The sequence below is a fragment of the Luminiphilus syltensis NOR5-1B genome, assembly GCF_000158175.1.
In the GTDB taxonomy this organism is placed as follows: domain Bacteria; phylum Pseudomonadota; class Gammaproteobacteria; order Pseudomonadales; family Halieaceae; genus Luminiphilus; species Luminiphilus syltensis.
Genome location: NZ_DS999411.1, coordinates 2,961,478 through 2,980,687, shown reverse-complemented (window position 1 = coordinate 2,980,687; position 19,210 = coordinate 2,961,478). Strand labels below are relative to the sequence as shown.

General features: G+C 56.5%; 19 protein-coding genes. 12 read left to right on the top strand and 7 right to left on the bottom strand.

Features of this window, described 5'->3' with window-relative positions:
* The first annotated feature begins 254 nt into the window (after positions 1 to 254).
* From bchF to NOR51B_RS13495, 12 genes are all read left to right on the top strand, one after another.
* Complete coding sequence (gene bchF, locus NOR51B_RS13550) at positions 255 to 776, top strand: 2-vinyl bacteriochlorophyllide hydratase (protein WP_040482147.1); 522 nt, start codon at positions 255 to 257, stop codon at positions 774 to 776.
* Complete coding sequence (locus NOR51B_RS13545) at positions 776 to 2,053, top strand: ferredoxin:protochlorophyllide reductase (ATP-dependent) subunit N (RefSeq protein ID WP_009020265.1); 1,278 nt, start codon at positions 776 to 778, stop codon at positions 2,051 to 2,053. The genes bchF and NOR51B_RS13545 overlap by 1 nt, the downstream gene beginning before the upstream one ends.
* Positions 2,050 to 3,600: a ferredoxin:protochlorophyllide reductase (ATP-dependent) subunit B gene (bchB, locus tag NOR51B_RS13540; RefSeq protein WP_009021197.1), complete on the top strand. Its 1,551-nt coding sequence runs from the start codon at positions 2,050 to 2,052 to the stop codon at positions 3,598 to 3,600. Before NOR51B_RS13545 ends, bchB begins: the two co-directional genes overlap by 4 nt.
* A complete protein-coding gene (locus NOR51B_RS13535) occupies positions 3,572 to 7,291 on the top strand; it encodes a magnesium chelatase subunit H (RefSeq protein ID WP_040482146.1) in 3,720 nt (1,239 codons plus the stop codon). The genes bchB and NOR51B_RS13535 overlap by 29 nt, the downstream gene beginning before the upstream one ends.
* Positions 7,288 to 8,208, top strand: coding sequence for a ferredoxin:protochlorophyllide reductase (ATP-dependent) iron-sulfur ATP-binding protein (gene bchL / locus NOR51B_RS13530; protein WP_009021555.1), 921 nt, complete (start codon positions 7,288 to 7,290; stop codon positions 8,206 to 8,208). Before NOR51B_RS13535 ends, bchL begins: the two co-directional genes overlap by 4 nt.
* Positions 8,208 to 8,909, top strand: a complete 702-nt coding sequence (gene bchM, locus NOR51B_RS13525; RefSeq protein ID WP_009018976.1) for a magnesium protoporphyrin IX methyltransferase — start codon at positions 8,208 to 8,210, stop codon at positions 8,907 to 8,909. Before bchL ends, bchM begins: the two co-directional genes overlap by 1 nt.
* Positions 8,906 to 10,336 carry a BCD family MFS transporter gene (locus NOR51B_RS13520; RefSeq protein WP_040482145.1) on the top strand — a complete coding sequence of 477 codons (1,431 nt, stop codon included), beginning with the start codon at positions 8,906 to 8,908 and terminating at the stop codon, positions 10,334 to 10,336. Before bchM ends, NOR51B_RS13520 begins: the two co-directional genes overlap by 4 nt.
* A 26-nt stretch (positions 10,337 to 10,362) precedes the next feature.
* A complete protein-coding gene (puhA, locus tag NOR51B_RS13515; protein ID WP_040482144.1) occupies positions 10,363 to 11,151 on the top strand; it encodes a photosynthetic reaction center subunit H in 789 nt (262 codons plus the stop codon).
* The gene (gene puhB, locus NOR51B_RS13510; protein WP_009020641.1) at positions 11,148 to 11,807 is read left to right on the top strand and encodes a photosynthetic complex putative assembly protein PuhB; all 660 of its coding nucleotides are present in this window, start codon (positions 11,148 to 11,150) and stop codon (positions 11,805 to 11,807) included. Before puhA ends, puhB begins: the two co-directional genes overlap by 4 nt.
* 5 nt (positions 11,808 to 11,812) lie before the next feature.
* Entirely contained in the window at positions 11,813 to 12,298 is a 486-nt protein-coding gene (gene puhC, locus NOR51B_RS13505; RefSeq protein WP_009018851.1) for a photosynthetic complex assembly protein PuhC, read from the top strand.
* A 1-nt stretch (position 12,299) separates the two neighbouring features.
* Entirely contained in the window at positions 12,300 to 13,061 is a 762-nt protein-coding gene (gene puhE, locus NOR51B_RS13500; protein WP_009019433.1) for a putative photosynthetic complex assembly protein PuhE, read from the top strand.
* A 215-nt stretch (positions 13,062 to 13,276) separates the two neighbouring features.
* Positions 13,277 to 14,611: a radical SAM protein gene (locus tag NOR51B_RS13495; protein ID WP_009020955.1), complete on the top strand. Its 1,335-nt coding sequence runs from the start codon at positions 13,277 to 13,279 to the stop codon at positions 14,609 to 14,611.
* A 63-nt stretch (positions 14,612 to 14,674) separates the two neighbouring features.
* Here the strand turns inward: NOR51B_RS13495 and idi are convergent, their stop codons facing one another.
* From idi to NOR51B_RS13460, 7 genes are all read right to left on the bottom strand, one after another.
* Positions 14,675 to 15,283, bottom strand: a complete 609-nt coding sequence (gene idi, locus NOR51B_RS13490) for an isopentenyl-diphosphate Delta-isomerase (protein WP_009021600.1) — start codon at positions 15,281 to 15,283, stop codon at positions 14,675 to 14,677.
* Positions 15,284 to 15,435: 152 nt separating this feature from the next.
* Entirely contained in the window at positions 15,436 to 15,624 is a 189-nt protein-coding gene (gene pufA / locus NOR51B_RS13485; protein ID WP_040482143.1) for a light-harvesting antenna LH1, alpha subunit, read from the bottom strand.
* A 67-nt stretch (positions 15,625 to 15,691) separates the two neighbouring features.
* Positions 15,692 to 15,826 carry a light-harvesting antenna LH1, beta subunit gene (gene pufB / locus NOR51B_RS15800; protein WP_040482650.1) on the bottom strand — a complete coding sequence of 45 codons (135 nt, stop codon included), beginning with the start codon at positions 15,824 to 15,826 and terminating at the stop codon, positions 15,692 to 15,694.
* Positions 15,827 to 16,015: 189 nt separating this feature from the next.
* Complete coding sequence (gene pufC / locus NOR51B_RS13475; protein WP_009020749.1) at positions 16,016 to 17,065, bottom strand: photosynthetic reaction center cytochrome PufC; 1,050 nt, start codon at positions 17,063 to 17,065, stop codon at positions 16,016 to 16,018.
* Entirely contained in the window at positions 17,065 to 18,039 is a 975-nt protein-coding gene (gene pufM / locus NOR51B_RS13470) for a photosynthetic reaction center subunit M (RefSeq protein WP_009019700.1), read from the bottom strand. The genes pufC and pufM overlap by 1 nt, the downstream gene beginning before the upstream one ends.
* Before the next feature lie 18 nt (positions 18,040 to 18,057).
* On the bottom strand, positions 18,058 to 18,885 hold the full coding sequence (pufL, locus tag NOR51B_RS13465) for a photosynthetic reaction center subunit L (RefSeq protein ID WP_040482142.1): 828 nt from the start codon (positions 18,883 to 18,885) through the stop codon (positions 18,058 to 18,060).
* A 93-nt stretch (positions 18,886 to 18,978) separates the two neighbouring features.
* Positions 18,979 to 19,203: a hypothetical protein gene (locus NOR51B_RS13460; protein WP_040482141.1), complete on the bottom strand. Its 225-nt coding sequence runs from the start codon at positions 19,201 to 19,203 to the stop codon at positions 18,979 to 18,981.
* Positions 19,204 to 19,210: the final 7 nt, after the last annotated feature.

The window sequence follows — 19,210 nt, the reverse complement described above, 5'->3', positions numbered from 1 at the left end:
GGCAGTAGGTCCCCGATTCCTAACACGACGATTTGGGCAATGTTGCCATAGTCAGTGTCACCCTTTTTATAGACCAAAAGGGATTAAAGAATGAATACGACCATAGTCTGCCAAAAATGTCCACTTCTTTAGACTCAAAAATCTGTCAGAAAAAGTTGACAACTCTGGGGGTGACCGCTAGATTGGGTCTGAAACCTAACACCCGCCTTGGTTTTGGCTTAGGAAGGTGTGGCAGTCCCAGGGAGGCCCGCAGTATGGCCCACAGCAGCAAAAAGAACGCGGAGCGCAAAATGCTCTATACGCCAGAGCAGTTGAGGCGCAGAAATGAAACCCGCTGGACCCTTGTGCAGGGCCTTCTCGCGCCGTTGCAGTTTCTCGTTTTTGCCATCAGCGTCGTCTTTGTTATCAACTATCTCGTCAATGGCACAGGGCTTTTTGAGGCCACGGTGTCAGTAGTGATCAAGACCTTCCTACTGTTTGCGATCATGGTCACCGGCGCCATTTGGGAGAAGGTGGTGTTCGGCCAGTACCTGTTTGCCGAGGCGTTCTTTTGGGAAGACGCTGTGAGCATGATTGTTATCGCCTTACACAGCGCTTATTTACTGGCTCTCATCTTTGGCTTCCTGACGCCCACCGGGCAAATGTGGCTCGCTCTGGCGGCTTACGCGGCTTACGTCATCAACGCCGCGCAATTCCTGATCAAGATGGGCGCTGCCCGTCGGGCGCAGTCAGATAACGCCACTATGGAATCCGGACTGCTTGGAGTCGCCGATTGATGAGTTCTGTACTCGCCAGCGATGGAATCGAAGCCGGTTATGAGGTGATCCCTGAGCGCGGGCAGAGGGCGGTATTCTGTGGTCTGACATCAATCATCTGGATGCACCGGCAAATCCAGGATGCGTTCTTTCTGGTGGTTGGATCGCGCACCTGCGCACACCTGCTTCAGTCCGCGGCTGGCGTGATGATCTTCGCCGAACCCCGGTTTGCAACCGCCATACTCGAGGACCGGGATCTCGCAGGAATGGCGGACTGTAATGAAGAGCTGGATCGCGTTGTTGACGAGGTGATTGCTCGTCGTCCGGAAATCAAAAGTCTTTTTCTCGTCGCTTCGTGTCCCTCAGAAGTCATCAAGCTTGACCTCGGTAACGCGGCGCAGCGAATGCAGCGCCGCCACGAGGGCTCGGTCAGGGTCGTCGCGTTCTCCGGTAGCGGAATAGAGACCACCTTCACCCAGGGCGAAGACAGTTGTCTGCATAGTCTTGTCGCCGAATTGCCCGATAGCCATGACAGCACTCAACGTCTGCTGGTTGCCGGTAGCCTTCCCGATGTGGTCGAGGATCAGTTTCGGCGCTTGCTCGATGCCATGGGTATCACCGATGTTGACTTCTTTCCCGGGCGTCGCTTCGAGGAGTTGCCTGCGGTGGGTGCCAATACCCAGGTACTACTGGCACAGCCGTTTCTAAACGACACCGCGCGGGCTTTGGTCGGTCGCGGTGCCCAGTTGTTATCGGCCCCATTTCCTTACGGCGCTGAAGGTACTCTGGCGTGGTTGCAGGCGGCAGCGACCGCCTGGTCAGTTCCCGCGGCTACCTTTGAGTCGGTAACACGAAGCTCACTGGCTCGGGCGAAAAAGAGCATTGCTGCCCGTGCTGAAAAACTGACGGGCAAGCGCGTCGCGCTGTTACCGGATTCGCAACTGGAAATTCCCATTGCCCGTTTTCTGTCGCGGGAGTGTGGGATGGAATTGCTCGAGTTGGGCACTCCCCATTTCGATACGGAAATTATGGCCGCGGACGCCGCATTGCTGCCCCACGGATCAAAAATCATCGAAGGTCAGAATCTCGATGCACAGCTCGATCGGGTACGCGAGCAGCGACCTGATTTGACGGTTTGCGGCCTGGGTATTGCGAATCCACTAGAGGCGGAAGGCCTGCGCACCAAATGGTCAATCGAGCTGATGTTTACCCCCATTCAGGGTTTTGACCAGGCGGGTGATCTCGTCGAATTATTCACACGGCCGCTGCGTCGTCAGCAGCTTCTGGACTTCACATGAAGCTGTCTTTCTGGACTTATGAAGGCCCCGCTCACTTCGGCGCGATTCGGATCGCGGCCTCCATGCGCGGTGTGCATCTTTTACTGCACTCGCCGCAGGGTGATACCTACGCTGATCTGTTGTTTACCATGATCGAGCGTGAAGGTCGGCGACCTCCGGTCACCTACACGACGTTTCAGGCGCGGGATTTAGGCTCAAGCACCGCTGAGCTGGTATTGGCTACCGCCCGTGATGCCTGCGAGCGGTTCAAGCCGGACGTGTTGCTGGTAACCGATTCCTGCACCGCCGAACTGATACAGGACCAACCGGGCACGCTGGTCGGTGGTGCCAATATGTCGACGCCGGTGATTTCGGTCGAGATGGCCGCGTATTCCCGAAAAGAGAACTGGGGTGCCAGCGAAACCTTCTTTCAGCTGGTGCGCGGGCTGCTCGCCAGTAAGGTTCCCGCACCCGGCGAAGAACCCGCGCCGCGACCCGAAGGCCAGCGGCCCAGTGTGAATTTACTGGGGCCGACCCTGCTCGGATTTCGCTGCCGTGATGACGTGAAAGAGATCACGGCCCTGCTCGATAGCGTTGGCGTTGACGTCAACGTGGTCGCTCCGCTGGGAGCCAGCGCGCACGATCTGCAGCGACTGCCTTTGGCGGATGCCAATGTGTGTTTGTCGCCTGAAGTCGCTGATTCAGCGTGCGAATGGCTGACGCGAAACTTCAGGCAGCCGTTGATTCGTACGGTGCCTATCGGTGTCAAAGCAACCGATGACTTTCTTCAGGAACTCGCGACCGTCCTCAATCTTCCGATTGATATCGAACAGGCGTCTCCAAGTCGCCTTCCCTGGTACTCGCGCTCGGTAGATTCGACCTACCTCACGGACAAGCGGGTCTTTATCTTCGCCGATGCCAGCCATGCGGTTGCCGCGGCGCGGATCGCCTCATCAGAACTGGGCTTTGAGGTCGTCGGCTTGGGTACTTACAGCCGCGAGCAGGCGCGCAGTGTACGAGAGGCCGCGAGAGAGCTGGGACTGGAGCCACTGATTACTGACGATTACCTGGAAGTTGAGCGCCATGTGGCCGAACTGCGACCGGAAATGATACTGGGTACGCAGATGGAGCGGCACATCGCAAAACGGCTCGGTATTGGCTGTGCCGTTATTTCGACGCCAGCGCATGTGCAGGATTATCCCGCTCGCTACTCCCCGCAAATGGGATACGAGGGCGCCAACGTGATCTTCGATACCTGGGTCCATCCGCTGATGATGGGTCTGGAAGAACATTTGCTGCGCATGTTCCGCGAAGACTTTGAGTTCAATGACAGCGCGGCGCCATCGCATCTTGAAGAGGGTGAGGCGACTTTGCGGGATATGCCGACCACCGATGTCGGTGTCGGCAAGTTGACCTGGGACATATCAGCAGAGAAAGAATTGAAGAAAATACCGTTTTTCGTGCGCGGCAAAGCGCGGCGAAATACGGAGGAATATGCCCAGGGAGCGGGCCTTCAGGTGATTGACGTGGAGACGCTCTATGAAGCGAAAGCACACTTCAGCCGTTAATAATACGCCTGTGCATGTGGCCATAATTACCCTGGACAACCATGTCCGCAGCGCCTGTGATAGCGCGCGAAATCAGCTCGGAAAGCGCTTGCCTGGTCTTGAACTTAGCATTCATGCCGCGTCTGACTGGGAAGCCGATCCCGATTCCCTGAAAAGCTGTCATGCCGATATCGCCGCCGCGGATATTGTCGTCGCGACCATGCTGTTCATGGAGCCGCATATCGATGCGGTTATTGATCAGCTGCGTGCTCGGCGGGATCACTGCGACGCGATGATTTGCTGCATGAGCGCCGCCGAGGTCATGAAGCTGACGCGTATGGGTCGCTTCAGCATGGACCGCGAAGCCACCGGCCCCATCGCACTGCTAAAGCGGTTGCGCGGTTCCAGCGACCAATCGAAAAAAAGCACCAGCGCACAGCAGCTGTCAGTACTGCGCCAATTGCCCAAGATTCTCCGTTTCATACCGGGCACCGCCCAGGATGTCCGGGCTTACTTTTTAACGCTGCAGTATTGGTTGTCGGGCTCTTCGGAAAATATTCAGGGGCTGGTCGAGTTTCTGGTCAGTCGTTACGCCGCGGATGAGCGCGCGGAGCTGCGCGAGGTCTGCAAGCCAGCAGCGCCCGTGGAATACCCCGAAAACGGTGTGTACCACCCCGGGCTCAAGAAACACATCAGCGACGATCTTCGCGAGTTGAAGACGGTAACCAGGCCCGGACCCAAGGGTACCGTCGGGCTGCTTATCATGCGCTCCTACGCCTTGTCTGGCGATGCCAAACACTACGACGCGGTCATCGAGGCGCTTGAAGAAAAGGGCCTTTCAGTGATTCCGGCGTTTGCCAGTGGCCTTGATGCGAGACCCGCAGTGGATCGCTTCTTTGTCAAAGATGGCGTGGCCACGGTGGATTGTGTGGTCTCGCTGACCGGGTTTTCACTGGTGGGCGGGCCCGCGTATAACGACTCGGATGCCGCTCAGGAAATGTTGGCCTCGCTGGATGTGCCGTACCTGGCTGTGCAGCCTCTCGAATTTCAAAGCCTCGAAGATTGGCAGGGGTCCAATAATGGCCTGATGCCGATTGAGGCGACCATGATGGTTGCGATCCCCGAGCTCGATGGTGCTACCAGTCCGTTGGTGTTTGGCGGTCGTTCAGCGGCGGGCAGCAACGGCGCCGGCGTCATGAAGCCGCATCCCGAGCGAATAGACATGCTGGCGTCGCGTATTGAAAAACTGGTCGTTCTGCGTCGCGAGGAGAGGGCGGCTCGAAAGGTTGCCGTGGTCTTGTTTAATTTCCCACCCAACGCAGGAAATACGGGTACTGCGGCGAGTCTCAGCGTTTTTCAGTCCCTCTATAACACGCTGAAATCAATGTCGGCAGCCGGTTATACGGTTGAGGTTCCCGACTCCGTCGACGCCCTGCGCGAGCATATTATCTCGGGAAATGCATCGCGCTACGGTGTTCACGCCAATGTGCATACTGAAATCAGTGTAGACGATCATGTACGCCGAGAGCCCTACCTTGAGGAAATTGAATCACAATGGGGCGCTGCACCGGGTAAGAGCCTGACTAATGGCCGATCCATCTTTGTCCTGGGTGCTCAATTTGGCAATGTGCTCGTCACCGTTCAGCCCCCCATGGGTTACGAAGGCGATCCGATGCGTTTGCTGTTCGAGGGTGGCTTTGCACCGACCCACGCGTTCTCAGCCTTCTATCGCTATCTGCGCGAGGATTTCGCCGCCAACGCGGTACTGCATTTCGGAACCCACGGGGCGCTTGAGTTTATGCCCGGGAAGCAGGTGGGTTTGTCCGCGGAATGCTGGCCTGACCGACTGATTGGCGATCTACCCAATTTTTATCTTTACGCTGCCAATAATCCCTCCGAGGGATTGATTGCCAAGCGTCGATCCGCCGCCACTTTGATCAGTTACCTGACGCCATCGGTAGCCAATGCCGATCTCTACAAAGGCCTGCTGGCGCTCAAGGATTCGGTAGATAAGTGGCGGTCCCAGGGCGAGCAACTGAATGGCCAGCAGCGCATTGATCTCGCGCTGCTAATCCAGGCGCAGGCCGCCACGGTGGACCTCGCAGATGAGACGCCGGAGTGGTCGTCAACGGACCATAACCCGCGTATCGATCAATTGCGCAACGATCTGCTGGAACTTGAGCAGACGCTGATACCCCACGGATTGCATACCATCGGCGCTGTGGCGTCGATGACCGAGCAGAGGGATACCCTGCGCTCCATGGCCGCCGCAAACCATGGTTTGGACTTGTCCGAGCCGGCGCTGGAAGCGCTGCTTGCTGGCGACGCCAAAAAAGCAACAGCGCTTTGTCCGACGGACACCGACGGTCTGGAAGAGAAAATCGACGGGCTCGCAAGAGCGGCAGAATTCCTCCAGCAGGATACGGAGACCCCGGCGATTATTCACGCCCTCGATGGCGGCTTTATTCGGCCGGTGGCGGGCGGTGATTTGATGCGCTCACCCGAAGTGCTGCCAACGGGTAGAAATATTCACGGCTTCGATCCCTATCGACTGCCCAGTGTTTTTGCACTCGGGGAGGGTGCCCGTCAGGCACAGCAGGTCATCGATCGGCATGTGAGTGCCAACGAGGCGTTGCCGGAATCCATCGCCCTGGTGCTTTGGGGCACTGACAATCTGAAGACTGAGGGCGAGGCCATCGCCCAGGCGCTGGCTTTGATGGGCGCTACGCCGCGGGTCGACAGCTACGGCAAAATCAGCGGTGCTAAATTGTTGCCCCTCGAAGCACTCGGAAGACCGCGGATTGATGTCGTTATTACCCTGTCCGGTATTTTCCGGGATTTACTGCCGATCCAGACCCGTTTGCTCGCGGAAGCGGCGTGGCTGGCTGCGACCGCAGACGAACCACTGGAATCCAATTTTATTCGCAAGCATGCGTTGGCGTATCAGGCCGAGCACGACTGCGATATGGAAACGGCGGCGCTGCGAGTATTCAGTAACAGCGAGGGGACCTACGGTTCCAATGTCAACCTGATGATCGATGAAGGTTGCTGGGAGGACGAAGCAGAGCTCGGTGAGGCCTATACCAAGCGCAAGGGTTTCGCCTATGCGCGGTCGGGTGCGGTAAGCCAGCAAAGTGGTTTGCTCACCAATATGCTCGCCGGTGTCGATCTCGCCTACCAGAACCTCGATTCAGTAGAGCTCGGTGTGACCACCGTAGACCATTACTTCGACACGCTCGGTGGCATTAGCCGAACCATTCAGTCCGCGAGTGGTCGCGATGTTCCGGTCTATATTTCAGACCAGACGACGGGTAACGGCAAAGTGCGAACCCTTAATGAACAGGTCGCGCTGGAGACCCGCACGCGGGTACTCAATCCCAAGTGGTACGAGAGCATGCTCGAGCATGGCTTTGAGGGCGTGCGCAATATCGAAACCCATATTTCAAATACAATGGGCTGGTCTGCTACCACAGGCCAAGTAGCGCCCTGGGTTTACCAGCGGATGTCAGAGACATTCGTTCTCGATGAGGCAATGCGGGATCGACTCGCAGCGCTGAATCCTACTGCGGCCGCTAAAGTGGCGAGCCGTCTATTAGAAGCGCAAGAACGCCAATACTGGAATCCGGATCAGGAAAGCCTCGACGCCCTGCGTCGTGCTGGAGAGGATCTGGAGGATTATGTTGAGGGCGTGGCTGGGGGAGCCGCTGCATGAATATCAGACAAAACCACATACCGGTAAAACAGGTAGATCCAAGACGCTCACAGTCCGGCGACGGCGAAGGCAGTGTTCAGGTACATCTGGATTCACCGATTGAAATCAATAAAGCCAAAGTGTTTGCCATCTATGGCAAAGGCGGTATCGGCAAGAGCACCACCTCGTCCAATCTGTCGGTCGCCTTTTCAAAACTGGGTAAGCGAGTGATTCAGATCGGCTGCGATCCGAAGCATGACTCGACCTTCACCCTGACCAAAGGGTTGATGCCAACGGTTATCGATATGCTCGAATCGGTCGAGTTCCATAGCGAGGAGTTACGCACCGAGGACTATGTTTTCGAGGGCTATAACGGTGTCCAATGCGTCGAAGCCGGGGGTCCCCCCGCGGGGACCGGGTGCGGCGGTTACGTTGTCGGGCAGACGGTCAAGTTGCTGAAACAACATCACCTGCTGGATGACGCCGACGTCGTTATCTTCGATGTGCTTGGGGATGTCGTGTGTGGCGGGTTTGCGTCGCCATTGCAACACGCTGAGCGCGCGTTGGTAGTGACGGCCAACGATTTCGACTCGATTTTTGCCATGAATCGGATCGCTACGGCCATCGAGGCGAAAGCCAAGAACTACGGGGTACGCCTTGGTGGCGTTATTGCCAACCGCAGTGCCGGCACCGACGAGATCGATCGCTTTAACGCGGAGGTCGGGATGAAGCGCCTCGCGCACTTCCCTGATCTGGATGTGATTCGCCGAAGCAGACTCAAAAAATCGACGCTGTTTGAGTTGGAAGACTCTCCGGGTTTGCAGGAAGTTCGCGACGAATACATGCGTCTCGCCCAGCAACTGTGGGATGGGACAGATCCTCTGGCCGTCACGCCTATGCGCGATCGCGATCTCTTCGATTTCCTGGGGTTTGACTGATGCCGGCTGCTCAATACCAACAGCGTCGCGATGAAATCGAGCACTACTTCGATAGAACCGCCGCCGATACCTGGGCGCGCCTCACATCGGATGCACCGGTGGGCAAGATTCGCCAAACCGTTCGTGCAGGCCGCGACACCATGCGCGCCACCCTGCTGAGCTGGTTGCCCGATGATATGCGGGGATTACGCCTGCTGGATGCCGGTTGCGGCACTGGCGCACTGGCTTTCGAAGCGGCGATGCGCGGTGCCGATGTGGTGGCTATTGATTTGTCACCGACCCTCGTTGCTCTGGCTGCGCAACGGATCGACGCCGACCAATTGCCCGGTAGCATCGATTTTCAGGTGGGTGATATGCGCCGTATGGATCTCGGCGAGTTCGATCACGTGGTCGCGATGGACTCGTTGATCCACTACGCCGTTGACGACGGCCTGGAAACATTGCGTTCGCTGGCGCCGAAGGTGTCCGGTAGCTTTGTTTTTACCTTTGCGCCGAGAACCAATTTACTCGCTGCCATGCATGCGGTCGGGCAGATTTTCCCAAGGGGCAATCGCTCACCCGCGATCGAACCGGTTAGCGAGCGAAGGCTGTTCAGTGCCCTCGATAATGCACCGGCCTTCAGGGACTGGCAGCGGGGACGATCCCAGCGCGTAGCCAGCGGATTTTATACGTCCCAGGCCTGCGAGCTGAAGCGACGATGAGTCCTCGCCGGCCGACAATGGTAAACGTCATTCAGGGGTTAAGTACCCGCTGGTTGCCGTTCGCGGATACCGCTACGGCTGATCTGCCATTGTCGCGTCTGCTCAGGCTTTCGCTGTTCCAGATAAGTGTGGGCATGAGTGTTGTATTGCTCACCGGCACGCTCAATCGAATCATGGTGATTGAGCTGGGCCAGGCGGTCTGGTTGGTCTCACTGATGATTTCTCTACCGCTGCTGGCAGCGCCGGCGCGGGCACTGATTGGTTTCCGCTCGGACTACCACAAGTCGCTTCTTGGATGGCGTCGTGTGCCTTACCTATGGGTGGGTACCCTGATGCAGTTTGGCGGTCTGGCGATTATGCCATTTGCGTTGATCGTAATGACCGAGGTTCAGGCGGGTCCTGCCTGGGTGGGTCCTGCTGCATCCATGCTGGCGTTTCTGTTGGTCGGTGCCGGCATGCACACCACACAAACCGCCGGCTTGGCACTCGCGACGGACCTGGCGAATGAAGACAACCGCTCCCGAGTGGTGGCGCTGCTCTACGTCATGCTGCTGGTGGGCATGATCGCCAGTTCAGCGGTTTTCGCTGCTGTGCTCGAGGACTTCAACTACGTGCGCCTGATCAAGGTGATCCAGGGCGCCGCGGTACTCACCGTCGTATTCAATTTTGTTGCGCTTTGGAAGCAGGAGGCGAGACAGCCCCACCTGACGCGACCGGATCGGAAGCGACCGCAATTTATGGCGATCTGGCGGGAGTTTTCCCGTGCCAACAGGGCAACGCGATTATTGGTTGCGGTCGCTCTGGGCACCATGGGTTTCAGTATGCAGGACATTTTACTGGAGCCCTACGGCGCTGAAATACTCGCTATGTCTGTGAGTCAAACCACCGCGCTCACTGGAATTTTTGGCGCCGGCATGTTGGTGGCCTTTGCGTTTGCCTCAAAGACATTGCGCGGTCACGTCGATCCTGTTCGCTTTGCCGCCTATGGCGCCGTAATCGGTATTTTTGCCTTCGCGGCGGTGGTGTTTGCCGCGCCCCTGGAGTCCACCTTCTTGTTCCGCGCGGGTACCGCATTGATCGGCCTTGGTGGCGGTCTGTTCGCGGTCGGAACCCTGACCGCCGCGATGCTTCAGGGCAACGAGGAAAACAACGGGCTGGCGCTGGGGGCCTGGGGAGCGGTGCAGGCGACGGCGGCGGGTATTGGCGTTTTTGTCGGTGGTGCCCTGCGCGATCTGATTTCAGGTTTCGCGAGCTCGGGACAATTGGGTGAGGTGATGAATTCGCCCATTACCGGTTACAGCGTGGTTTATCACGTTGAGATCTTTATTTTATTCGCCGCATTGGTAGCGATTGGTCCACTCGTAAAACAGCCGTCTATTCGCAGCAGTAGTAGTTCCAATTTTCAACTAGCAGATTTTCCGGGGTGAAAACCCCACACTGAGGAGGCATCATCATGGGTACAGGTGCATTAACCAGCTACTTCGACGTAGCACAAGTTGTTTTATATGCGTTCTGGATTTTCTTTTTCGGTCTGGTGTATTACCTGCACCGTGAAACCAAACGCGAGGGCTATCCCATTGAAGTGGATACCCCTAACGGAGAGGTGAAGACAATGGGCTGGCCTGATGCACCCACTGCAAAAACCTTCAACTTGCCCCACGGACAAGGTTCGCGCACCGTTCCCGGCCCTCGTCCCGATGAGTATGAGGTGGCCGCGACGCCCATGTGGCGATCCAGCGGTGCCCCCCTCCAGCCGACGGGTGACCCGATGGTGGATGGTGTGGGTCCTGCAGCCTGGGCGATTCGACCCGAGACACCCGATCTGACCGAGGACGGGGCGCCGAAAATCGTACCGTTGAGAGCGGCGCCTGGCTTTGGTCTTACCAAGCGTGACCCGGATCCCCGAGGTATGTCGGTTGTGGGTTGTGACGGTGTGGTTGGTGGAAAGGTTACCGAGGCGTGGGTTGATCGAGCCGAGCCCATCATCCGCTACCTTGAAGTTGCGGTTGGCGAAGTTGCCGATGGCGAGGAGGGCACTTCAGTATTGCTCCCCATGACCATGGCACGGGTAAAGCGAAACAACACGGTAGTCGTCAACTCGATACGGGGTGATCAGTTCGCCGGCGTACCGAAACTGGCCAACGCCGATCAGGTAACGCTGCAGGAAGAAGATAAGATCACCGCTTACTACGGCGGCGGTACACTCTACGCGACGCCGACCCGATCGGAGCCATTGCTATGAGTGGCAGTCACGCGAACGAATATGAATGCGAGCCCGTCAAGGGCTTGCCCGAGAAACTGCCCGAGGGTGAATCGATGCTCTGGCAGGGTGAGCCGAACTGGAGACCCATTGCCAATCGCGCCTTTCATTTTAATTCGCTGGGCATTTATTTTGCCGCATTGATTGCGCTGCATCTGGCTTACCGGCTGGCTTCGGGTGATGCCGTCGCGAATATCGTTGTCGGCACCGCCTGGCAGGTAGCCCTCGCGGCCACGGCGCTTGGCGTTGTTGCGATGCTCGGGTGGGCCTATGCGCGATCCACCGTTTACACCGTCACCAATCAGCGAGTCGTGATGCGTTTCGGTGTTGCGCTGCCCATGATGGTCAACATCCCCTGGGATTTGGTGGAGTCGGCGGATATTCGGCGTTGCAAGGATGGCACTGGCGATATCGCCCTGACATTGAAAGAGGACCATAAGTTCTCCTACATGGCGCTTTGGCCTTTTGCTCGTCCGCGACATATTAAAAGGGTTCAGCCAATGCTTCGCGGTGTTGCCGATCCCGACAAAGTGGTAGCTATCCTCGCTCAGACCGCGCAGGACAAGGGCTGGCATGAGCGCACCGAGCGCGCGACTGCTACTCATCAGGGCGCTATCGGTATTCCCGCTGCAGGTTAAACACAATGCTCGCCGTCGATGTCCCCATGCCCAATAGCGGTACCGATAAAATCGTACTGGCTATTGGTGCGCTATTGCTTACCAGCGTCATTGCGGTCGCCCTTTTCCGGACCTCGGATGACACCATGGAACTACCGCCATCCGAGCTGATTGAGCAGCAGTGTCGCCTGGCTTTGGAAGATCGTGAGGCTGGCGTAGTCGCGGCGGTCAATGCGGACACAGGGCAGGCAATTACGGTATTTGATGCGGGGGAGGGTAGTTTCCTTCGCGGGGTTGTTCGAGCGCTGGTGCGCGGTCGAAATCAGGAAGGTCTGAGTAGCCGCGCAGAATTTATGCTTTACGGCTACACCGATGGCGCTGCGATACTGTTCGATCCTTTGACCTCGAAGGGCATTACACTGCAGGCGTTTGGTGAAACCAATGTCGGGCTGTTTCGCCAGATTCTCCAGGACTGCTCGGGCGCCAGTAGGCAAGCAGTGATAGGTCGCTAGCGTGTCCGAACATGGATTGGCATTTTGTATTGCGGTTCTTGGCTGGTGGTTGAGCACCGGCGCTATTCTTTACCTCAATCATCAGCACGAAAGTACCTACCGCTGGAGCGCTCTCGCAGCCACCGTGCTGCTGGTGTTCAGTTTGTCGGCCTTGCCCCATGTCTCCCAGCAGGCCAATACCGGCGGCGCTATTACCGGATTTTGCCTGACGCTGGCGATTTGGGGCTGGTTGGAGATGACCTATCTTATGGGAATTCTCACCGGCACCCACAATCAGTATTGCCCCGCCAACCTGTCGACGGGAGAGCGATTTAAACGCGCGATCGGTGCAAGCATCTACCACGAAATTGCCATTGTGGTGCTGGGGTCACTGATTATTGCCTTGAGTTGGGGTGGTGGAAATCAGGTAGCTACCTGGTCGTTTATAACGCTCTGGTTAATGCGTTGGAGTGCGAAGCTCAATATGTTCCTCGGCGTTCGAAACTACAATCACAGCTGGCTACCCGAGCGTTTGAGCTATCTCGACAGTTACGTCAAAAGAAAAACAATGAATCCGCTGTTTCCCTTCTCGGTGGTGCTAGGATCAGCGGCGACGGCCTGGTTTTTCCATCTTTCCATGGCCGCCACTTCCACTTTCGGTGAGCTGAGTAACGCGTTGGTGGGTGTTCTGCTCGCGTTGGCTGTGTTGGAACATGTGTTTTTGATGCTACCGCTGGGCGATGCTGCCCTCTGGCGCTGGGTGAAATTGTCCAGTAAGGACTAATAACCGGCGTGAATAGGTAGAAAATATTTATTTATCGAGCATATGAGATTTCGGACGATTTTCCTTGACCCGGATTTAGAGCCGTCATAATGTGCGTCGTGGGGGCGGTACAAACGTATTTGGTTTCACCCGTGCAAAGATTGATTGACGCCCATCTGCGCATTTAGGTCCTGGAGTTTCCAGGCAGCCGCAAAACCAGCACTTGGAGCTGGCGTATGTCCGAAGATTCAGGCAAAACGAACAAGCAACTCACCAACGACTTTATCTCTCAGCCGTTTAGCAACAAACCTTATTTCGAAGAGATCGGTAAGCCCATGACACAGGCTCAGTTTGTGGCGCTGGCTAACCAACAACTCTCCGCTGATGTGTCCACACCGCTGCGTTTGTATGTGCACGTTCCGTTTTGCTCATCGAAGTGTTTCAGTTGTAGCCGTTCGAGTACGGTTCCTAGTGGTTCTGGTGAAATAGAAGCCTATCTCGACATGCTCGACCTGGAGCTGGCTGCAGTTGCCAGTCAGGTTGAGAATCCACGAGCCCTGGATCAGATTCATCTGGGCGGCGGCACTCCGAATCTCTTGAGTGAGGCTCAACTGTTACGGTTGGTCAGCTCTATCGAAAAACACTTCCTGGTGACCGATGACACCGAAATGTCGCTGGCCGCCAATCCTAATCGCGTCTCCAGTGGTCAATTGGCTTTACTCAATGGCCTCGGTTTTGATCGTATTCGGTTCGAGGTTCGCGACGTTAATGAGACGGTACAGCGATCACTTGGCCGATTTACCACGGCGGAAATGCTGTCTGATGTTTTTGATAGTGCCCGTCAGGCCGGTTTTCAGCGGATAACGACAGACACGCTTTATGGTCTGCCATCACAGACCATAGAGTCTGTGGCCGAGAGCGCAAGGGCGATTGCTGAGCTTGGCCCCGACCGAGTCATCTGCAAGGCCTTTGAGCGCCGCCCGGATCTCTATCCCAATCAGCGCAATATTGTTGCCAGCGGGATGCCGTCGTTGGCCGATCGTCTGGTGATGTTCCAGACCATCGCCGACACTTTCAATGGCGCAGGCTTTGAGTGGGTAGGTCTGGATTGCTTTATGACCGCATCTGACCCGGTCGCACGCGCAGCCAAGGACAGTCCGATCTACAGAGGCTGGGATGGTTATGCTCTCGGGCAACGCGGTGTGGTTTTGGGTGTCGGTGCCAGCGCATTTAGCGAACTGGGTGATGTAGTCGTCCAGAACACCCCAAATTTAAAGACCTGGCAGGATACGATTTCAACGACTCGACACCCCGCGCGCATGCAGCGTGTGCTTTCGCACCAGGACCAGTTGGCGAGAGATGTCTTGGAAGGCGTGTTTACCAGTCGGGAGCTATCAGACATTGAAATGTCCTGGTTCAACGCAGAAACCGGTGTTCTGCCCAAGCTGAAACATTCGGGTGTAGTCGCCCTGGAAGGTAATCGGGTCTCGTTCACCGATAACGGTAAAATCGTGCTTCGCCAGATGTTCAGTGGCCTCGAGCCCTTGTACGGGTGCGCTCCCGAAGTCTGATATCGTGAGCAGCGGTGTGTGATAGCCCGCTGCGATCACTCCCTATCTTGCCCTGCAACAGCGCTACACGTTGAGCGCTGTTATCTTCTGTTGGAAATCCCGTCGTAGCCGGGTCCACTCGATTAAGAACCAGGGTGTGAAGGCGCCTGGATCCTCGTCAATCCATCGGTCTACTTCGGACAAGTGATACCAGCCGTGCGCTGCTATTTCGGTTGGGTTTGGAGCGAGGGGAGGCGAGTGCTCAGTCAGTTGCCCGATATAAACGGCACACAGTTCGTGCTCGCTGCCCACATTCTTAAACTGCGCCTGATAGATAAACCGGTAGCAGTAGTACAATTCGGTGACAGTGCCCAGTTCTTCCTGTAATCGACGTGCGGTAGCCTGCTCAAGGGTTTCGCCGCGACGGGGGTGACTGCAGCAGGCATTAGTCCAATAGCCGGGCCACAACGGCTTATCCGCGGCACGTTGATGCAGCATAACTCTGCCAAGGCTGTCGAATAAGAAAATGGAGAAGGCGCGGTGCAATAAGCCTCGGCCTTGATGCGTTAAATACTTGCTTTGATGACCAACGACATTGTCGTCGGGGTCTACAAGAATCAGTGGTTCCTCATCGAAGGATACGGTCACCGCGGTTGACGTCGGCGTCTCTTCGGGGGAATGCAAAGAACTCATAGTTATCCTGGGGTGGAAAAATGACCCCCCCTTTGGGGGAAGGGGAACCGGCGTTAAGGGCGAGCCCTTATCCGGTCACAGCAAGCCTTTGCAGTATCGCTGCGGGTCGACTCGGTAGAGAGCCCCTTGCGGGGCGCCTCAGATTTTTCTCACTAACTTCGTGAGGGTGGCAGAGCCTCCATATGTGATGCCGTAGCAGCACTATATGAAGAGCCCTCGATCCAGTTGTACTTTTCCGAGCTGAGAAGAATAAAGTGGATAAACAGCGCCAGAACAAACAGGAACACTGCGTTAGCCACGAGAACCCTTCTCGGGTCGAAGATCAGCCAGATTCTATACATAAACGTTCTCCGTGATCAGTTTAGCGACCGTACTGAATAATCAGATGGTCGCGATGGGTTGGTTAATTTAGAACCAGGGTTGCCACATCCAGACTAGGATGTGAGCTACCACAGCAACTGCGGTGAAACCGAGGAATCCTTGCATATATGCACTGTGGAATTCTCTTGCTTCGCCGTCACTCAGTCCTGATTGCTCACTCATGGACATTCCTCCCATGTTTTTGTCGAGCTCCGTCGAAAGAAACGAGAATTCCCGTGCTTCCGACACCTATTGATCGAGAGGGCAGGTGCCCCTTCGATCGACTTCCGGAAAAGCAGCGTGCTTGCGCCCACAACCCTTCGGGAATTACTGCACCGTGCACCAAAGTGCCGGTATGTTCGTTTGCTGACATCACTCGCTCAGCGCCGCCTTGAGGTACTGCGCGGTTGCGGCTTCATCGAGTGATGACAGATTGGGATAATCCTTCAGCATGGGCGCGCCATACAGAGGCTTGTAGGCCCCCTGGTGGCACGTTTCACAGCTGACTTTAAGGGGGTCGCCCAGCGGACCTTTACGGTTGTCCGGCAGGTAACTGGTGGTCGAGTTGATAAAGTCGTTGTTCAACTCCCTAACCATTCGGATACCGTGCCAGGCCGTCGTTCTTGCTGGCGAGCTCTGCTCCCAGCTCGCGAAGGCTCGTGAGTTGTGGCAGTACGTACAGTTCACCCCCAGTGAATCCGAGAAGTGCATCATTAGGCTGTACGTCCACTCGGTTTGCTTGATCGACGTGCGATTGCCGGTGGGCAGCGCTGTGTCAGAGGCGTTCCGAATCTCGGCATTGTCCTCGAGGAAGGGCGTAAACGGATCATAAGGCAGTGATGAATAACCTACCGATGCAGAAGCGATGTTTTGCTGCGCCGATGCAATACCTTTGGCGTGAGGATGTCCAGGATCGGTAGACCACACGTACTCGGGAATATTCTTGCCGCGGTGACAGGTGTAGCAGGTAACGCCAGTGTCACCGACGTGAGGCTGCCACTTTTCGTTAGCCCGTTGGGTCATGCCAATCATGACGCGAGCCACTCGCTTGGTATACGGTGCGTCATCTGCGAAGTCGGCGGCATTATGGCAGTAGTTGCAACCTTCCTCAGGGGAGACCCACTCGGTCATGGCCGCCATCAGGCGCGTGAATTCGCCGACACTCAGATCACCCAGCACCTGAACATTCTGGTAGATGTCCCTGGCCTTCGGGCCGGTGGTGGGGACCTTGGGTTGTGGATCGGGTACCTGATTGGCGTCGATCTTGGCCTGGAGCGTGTCGGGGTTATACACCGCCTCCATGCCAGTCCCGCGGTAACCCAGTTGAACCGTTTCACCGTCGGGTTGCTCACAACCTGCGATGAATACGCTTCCCAGAGTCACCACAAGAGCACTACTGCGTAGAAGTTTATTCATTTTCATTATTGACCTCCCGCCGCAAGCGGACTAACGACTGGTGTGGCTTCAAGCGGTGGATAGGCAGGGGCGATGCCGTGCTTGACGCCCCAGAGATACCAGTTGTCCACCACGGTGCCGGTAAGCAGGATGCCAATGCCACCGGTGACTACGGTCAGTACAGCGAACCACCAGGCCCATCGGTGAATCGATTCCATGGACGCGTTAAAGCCCATGGTCCAGCGCCAGAAGAGGGCGGCACGTTCGCTCGCGGTACCCCGGTCAGTAATCTGATCGATCTCCCGGTCACCACCAAAGCGGCTGGTGGCGAGAATCGTGCCTGCGTGCATCGCGAAGAGCAGGGTCGAACCGTAAAGGAAGGCGATCGACAGCATATGGAAGGGGTTGTAGAAGAGGTTCCCGTAGCGCAGCGAGAACGCTGCTGTCCAGTCGAGATGCGGGAATATCCCAAACGGAACCGCTTCACTCCAGCTTCCCATCAATACCGGTCGGATGAAACCGAGTACCAGGTAGAGCCAGATAGCACCTGCGAAGGCCCAGGCCAGGTGGTTACCCATACCGAGCGCTCTGGAGCGCTGGAAGGTTCGCCACCACCACAAGAGAATTGAGGCGGTAAGGAAGAAGCCAGCCATTAACCACCAGCCACCATCGTGCAGTGGAGGGATGCTGAGGCCATATTCAGGGGGCGGTGGTTCCAGTGCCAGCCAGGGAAGCTGTCGAATAAACTCGATAGGATCCCAGTTGACCGACGCCCACATATTGAGACCGATAATCTCGAAGGCGAGGAAGCCGAAGAGGAGCGAGAGCACACCGGTGGGGCCGAGGTAAATCGGACCTATCTGTGCATCTCCCAGCTTACCCAACCAGTAGGAATGGGTGTCCTTTCCGACACGGTTTGAGTTGTCTTTGCCGAGCGATACACCGGGATAGTAGGGTGCGTCGACCTGGACTTGGGTGAAGATATTTTGGTATTCAGCCATGCTTAGGTTCTCCTACTATTAATTCCAGATGGGCAGTTCGAGCCACCAGTTCCACCATTCGGGCCATCCGCGAGTCCAGAAGGGGCCGCTGATAACGATGCAGACCGCGCTCCAGAAACCCGCAGAGAGCGCTACGAACAGGCCCAGGCGGTGAATGCCTAGCGCGCCGATGGAGTAGCCGATATCGTCGCGGAAAAAGGTGTTTTCGTGCTCCGCGGTCTTGACGACGTCGTCATCCTTCGGCGGGTTGGTGACAGCGAGGATCAGCGATCCATGCATTGACAATGCCAGGGTCGTGGTGAAGAAGAAGGTCACCGCGAGCATATGTGCTGGGTTGTAATGGAAGTGCAGAAACTGGTAGCCGACGTTCGATACCCAGTCGAGGTGACTGAGGATGCCGTAGGGGAAGCCGTGTCCCCAGGCGCCGAGCAGTAGTGGCCGAATCACAACCAGTGTGATGTAGGCGAGGACTGCAAAGCTGAAAGCGAACGGGATGTGTAGGCCCATGCCCAGTTTTCTTGAAATCTCGGCCTGGCGTAATACCCAGGACACGAAGGCGCCGATGGCACAGAAGGTGATAATTTGCCAGAGCCCCCCTTCAGCCAGGGGTGCCAATCCAAGTCCATAGGAAAGATCGGGTGGTGCGATACTGATCTGCCACAGATTCCAGGTGGGGCCAATGGCGGCACCGTAGACTATGAGCAGCGTGCCCAGTAACGAGAAGAAAATGGTGGTGACGCCGAAGAACCCCACGTAGAAAGGTCCCACCCAGAAGTCGAAAAGGTCACCGCCGAGCAGTGTTCCCCCGCGCACCCTGTATTTTTTTTCAAAACTCAACATCGACATGGCTAGTTCCTCTTTGGATGCACCGTGCATCCTTCAAAAGTCTTGGTTTTTATCTGCCACCGTAGCGGCGGGCTCCGTCACCGGAACCAGTTTTCACACCCGCATGTAGATATAGGGCACAACGCTATAAGCTGACTGTCGCGCGTGCTCATAACAGGTAGCCTGTGATGCTTGGACGCTTTGCCCCGGAAACATCCGGCCCATCACGGCGCCGACGAAGAAGTAAAGAAAAACAACACTGAGCAACATGCGAAATTGCATACGTTCACCGAAGCTTCTTCCTGACTCTTTCGCTTTCATCCCTTGTAGATCGGTCATAGCGATC

Excerpts from the sequence above, each read along its gene's own strand:
- idi (WP_009021600.1), bottom strand. The coding sequence starts at position 15,283 with ATGAGTTCTTTGCATTCCCCCGAAGAGACGCCGACGTCAACCGCGGTG.
- pufA (WP_040482143.1), bottom strand. The coding sequence starts at position 15,624 with ATGTATAGAATCTGGCTGATCTTCGACCCGAGAAGGGTTCTCGTGGCT.
- NOR51B_RS13545 (WP_009020265.1), top strand. The coding sequence starts at position 776 with ATGAGTTCTGTACTCGCCAGCGATGGAATCGAAGCCGGTTATGAGGTG.
- bchM (WP_009018976.1), top strand. The coding sequence starts at position 8,208 with ATGCCGGCTGCTCAATACCAACAGCGTCGCGATGAAATCGAGCACTAC.
- bchF (WP_040482147.1), top strand. The coding sequence starts at position 255 with ATGGCCCACAGCAGCAAAAAGAACGCGGAGCGCAAAATGCTCTATACG.
- bchL (WP_009021555.1), top strand. The coding sequence starts at position 7,288 with ATGAATATCAGACAAAACCACATACCGGTAAAACAGGTAGATCCAAGA.
- NOR51B_RS13520 (WP_040482145.1), top strand. The coding sequence starts at position 8,906 with ATGAGTCCTCGCCGGCCGACAATGGTAAACGTCATTCAGGGGTTAAGT.
- pufL (WP_040482142.1), bottom strand. The coding sequence starts at position 18,885 with ATGTCGATGTTGAGTTTTGAAAAAAAATACAGGGTGCGCGGGGGAACA.
- pufM (WP_009019700.1), bottom strand. The coding sequence starts at position 18,039 with ATGGCTGAATACCAAAATATCTTCACCCAAGTCCAGGTCGACGCACCC.
- NOR51B_RS13495 (WP_009020955.1), top strand. The coding sequence starts at position 13,277 with ATGTCCGAAGATTCAGGCAAAACGAACAAGCAACTCACCAACGACTTT.
- NOR51B_RS13460 (WP_040482141.1), bottom strand. The coding sequence starts at position 19,203 with ATGACCGATCTACAAGGGATGAAAGCGAAAGAGTCAGGAAGAAGCTTC.
- pufC (WP_009020749.1), bottom strand. The coding sequence starts at position 17,065 with ATGAAAATGAATAAACTTCTACGCAGTAGTGCTCTTGTGGTGACTCTG.
- NOR51B_RS13535 (WP_040482146.1), top strand. The coding sequence starts at position 3,572 with ATGAAGCGAAAGCACACTTCAGCCGTTAATAATACGCCTGTGCATGTG.
- puhC (WP_009018851.1), top strand. The coding sequence starts at position 11,813 with ATGCTCGCCGTCGATGTCCCCATGCCCAATAGCGGTACCGATAAAATC.
- pufB (WP_040482650.1), bottom strand. The coding sequence starts at position 15,826 with ATGAGTGAGCAATCAGGACTGAGTGACGGCGAAGCAAGAGAATTCCAC.
- bchB (WP_009021197.1), top strand. The coding sequence starts at position 2,050 with ATGAAGCTGTCTTTCTGGACTTATGAAGGCCCCGCTCACTTCGGCGCG.
- puhA (WP_040482144.1), top strand. The coding sequence starts at position 10,363 with ATGGGTACAGGTGCATTAACCAGCTACTTCGACGTAGCACAAGTTGTT.
- puhB (WP_009020641.1), top strand. The coding sequence starts at position 11,148 with ATGAGTGGCAGTCACGCGAACGAATATGAATGCGAGCCCGTCAAGGGC.